This window comes from Roseateles sp. P5_B10, from assembly GCF_056400485.1.
Genome location: NZ_JBFULE010000687.1, coordinates 1 through 2,817 on the forward strand (window position 1 = coordinate 1; position 2,817 = coordinate 2,817).

The following is a 2,817-nucleotide window of genomic DNA, read 5'->3' on the forward strand; positions in this document are numbered from 1 at the left end:
GGCTTCGGGCGAGAGCGAGCGCTACAGCCGCCTGCTCGACTGGGGCCTGCGCATGGTGATGCTGTTTGCCTTGCCCTGCGCCGTGGCCCTGCTGGTCTTCGCCGAGCCGTTGACGGCCGTGCTCTACCACCGCGGCGCCTTCACGGCGGCCGACGTGGCCCACACGGCGCAGTCGGTCATGGGCTGGGGTGTTGGCCTGCTGGGCCTGATCGCGGTGAAGGTGCTGGCGCCCGGCTTCTTCGCCCGCCAGGACACCGGCACGCCGGCCAAGATCGCCGTCGCCGTGCTGGTGCTGACGCAGGGATTCAACCTTGTCTTCGTGCCCTGGATCGGTGTCGCGGGCCTGGCCCTGTCCATCGGCCTGGGCGCGCTGGTCAACGCGGGCTGGCTGTTCTGGGGGCTGAAGAAGCTGGGTAGCTACCGCCCCGAGCCCGGCTGGCTGGCCTTCGGCCTGCGTGTGGTGCTGGCTTGTGCAGCCATGGGCCTGTTGCAATGGGGGTTGGCCAGCAGGCTGGACTGGCTCGGCCTGGGCGCGCACGAGATCCGGCGCGGTCTCGTCATGGCGGCCAGCCTGGCGGGCAGCGCCCTCGTCTATTTCGCGGTGCTGCTGCTGGTTGGCATGCGGCCCCGTGCGCTCGGGCGCCCAAGCTGATGAAGTACGCAGCGCCGACTCCGCTGGATTACTTCGCCACGCTGGTGGCGGAGGATGAGAGCCTCAATCTGCTCGAGGCCGCCATCAGCCTGGCCCAGGACGAATATCCCCAGCTTGATGTCCAGGCTGCGCTGTCCAAGGTGGATGCGCTGGCGCGCCGCCTGCGTGAGCGCATCACGCCGGAGACTGTGCCGGCCGAGCGGCTGCATCAGCTGACACGTTTCTTCCACGGCGAACTCGGCTTTGCCGGCAATCTGAACAATTACTACGCGGCCGAGAATAGCTTCGTGCATCGCGTGCTGGAGACGCGGCGTGGCATTCCCATCACGCTGGCCGTGCTGCTGTTGGAGCTTGCCGAGCAGGCGGGCCTGCGCGCTGCGGGCGTCGCTTTCCCGGGGCATTTCCTCGTCAAATGCCGCGTCGGGCTTGGCGAGGTCGTTATCGACCCCTTCACGGGCGAATCGTTGTCAGCCACGCGGCTGGACGAGCGCCTGGCCGTCTACCGCCATGGCAGCGAGCTGCCCGCCGACCTGGAGTTGCCGCTGGAGTTCTTCCTGCGCGCTGCATCCAAGCGCCAGATCCTGGCACGCATGCTGCGCAATCTGAAGGAAGTTCACCGCGCCGCCGAGGACTGGCCGCGGCTGCTGGCCGTGCAACAGCGCCTCGTCATCCTGCTGCCGGGCGACCCGGTCGAGCGCCGCGATCGCGGCCTGGTGCTGGCGACGCTGGGCGCGTTTGCTGCTGCCGCCGACGATCTGGCCTTCTATCTTGCCGAGCGGGGCGATGCACCCGACGCCGCGGGATTGCGAACCCGCCTGGCGATGCTGCTTGACCAGGCCCGGCCACCGCTTCAGTGACAATCCGCGCCCGCCCGCCCGCCCACCACCATGATGAAGCTCAGCAAGCACCAACGCACCGCCCTGGCCTGGGGCGGTGTCGCCCTGGGCGTCATTCTTCTGCTGTGGCTGCTGTCACCCGTGCTGGCGCCTTTCATCGCCGCCCTGGTGCTGGCGTACGCGTTGGCGCCCGCCGTGCAGGCCCTGGTGAACCGGCGCGTGCCGCGGTCGCTGGCGGTGCTGATGGTCGAGCTGCTGTTTGCGATGGCCCTGCTGGCCTTGGTGCTGCTGGTGCTGCCCATCCTCAGCAAAGAGCTGCCGGCGCTGCGCGAGCAGATTCCTGCATTGGCCAAGCTGGCCAATGACAAGCTTTCCCCCTGGCTGGCGGAGCACGGCATCTACATGCAGCTCGACCCGGCCAGCATCAAGGCCTTCGTGCTGAAGTACCTGGATGCCAATTTCGAAGAGTGGCTGGCGACGGCGCTGAGCTCGGCCCGCATCGGCGGCAGCTTCCTGCTCGCCTTCATCGGCAATGCGGTGCTGCTGCCCGTCGTGCTTTTCTATCTGCTGGACGACTGGCCGGGCCTGGTCGAGCGCATGCGCGCTCTCGTGCCGCCAGCGGCGCGCGATTCGGTTGGCAGCTTCCTCGACGAATGCCATGAGACGCTGGGCCAGTACCTGCGCGGTCAATTGCTCGTCATGGGGGCTCTGGCCATCTTCTACAGCGTCGGCCTGGCGCTGGCGCGCTTCGATCTGGCCTTGCCCATCGGCGTCTTCACCGGCCTGGCGGTTTTCATTCCCTATCTGGGCTTTGGCCTGGGCCTGGTGCTGGCGCTGCTGGYAGGCTTGCTGCAATTCGCAAATCTTTATGGCGTTCTCGCCGTCGCCATCGTCTTTGGCATCGGCCAACTGCTGGAAAGCTTCGTGCTGACGCCGCGCTTCGTCGGCGAGCGCATCGGCATGAGCCCGCTGATGGTCATCTTCGCGCTGCTGGCCTTCGGCCATCTGCTCGGCTTTGTCGGCGTGCTGATTGCGCTGCCGCTATCGGCTGTGGCGGCAGTCGCGGTCAAGCGCCTGCATCGCGCCTATCTCGAGAGTTCGCTGTTCCGTTAGCCGTTCAATGAGGCAGATCCCGCTTGCGCTGCTGGCGCCGCCCGCGCACAGCTTCGACAACTTCCTGCCCGGCGCCAATGCCGAGGCTCTGGCCTACCTGCTGGGCCTGCAGCCGGGCGATCCACCCGCGCTGCTCTGGGGCCCGACCGGCTCGGGCAAGAGCCATCTGCTGCAGGCATTGGCCGAGCGCTGGCAGGCGGCCGGCCAGCGCGTCGC

Annotated in this window: 4 protein-coding genes; all 4 read left to right on the top strand. The window is 67.8% G+C overall.

The window, feature by feature from the left end; genetic code table 11:
* Nucleotides 1-652: murein biosynthesis integral membrane protein MurJ (murJ, locus tag AC1DU6_RS25985; protein ID WP_477860642.1), on the top strand; the 652-nt coding region annotated here is incomplete at its 5' end.
* Nucleotides 652-1,509, top strand: coding sequence for a SirB1 family protein (locus AC1DU6_RS25990; protein ID WP_457352893.1), 858 nt, complete (start codon nucleotides 652-654; stop codon nucleotides 1,507-1,509). The genes murJ and AC1DU6_RS25990, both read left to right, overlap by 1 nt.
* A 33-nt stretch (nucleotides 1,510-1,542) precedes the next feature.
* Nucleotides 1,543-2,601 carry an AI-2E family transporter gene (locus tag AC1DU6_RS25995; RefSeq protein ID WP_477860644.1) on the top strand — a complete coding sequence of 353 codons (1,059 nt, stop codon included), beginning with the start codon at nucleotides 1,543-1,545 and terminating at the stop codon, nucleotides 2,599-2,601.
* Nucleotides 2,602-2,608: 7 nt separating this feature from the next.
* A partial coding sequence (locus AC1DU6_RS26000; protein ID WP_477860646.1) for a DnaA ATPase domain-containing protein occupies nucleotides 2,609-2,817 on the top strand: 209 nt, incomplete at its 3' end.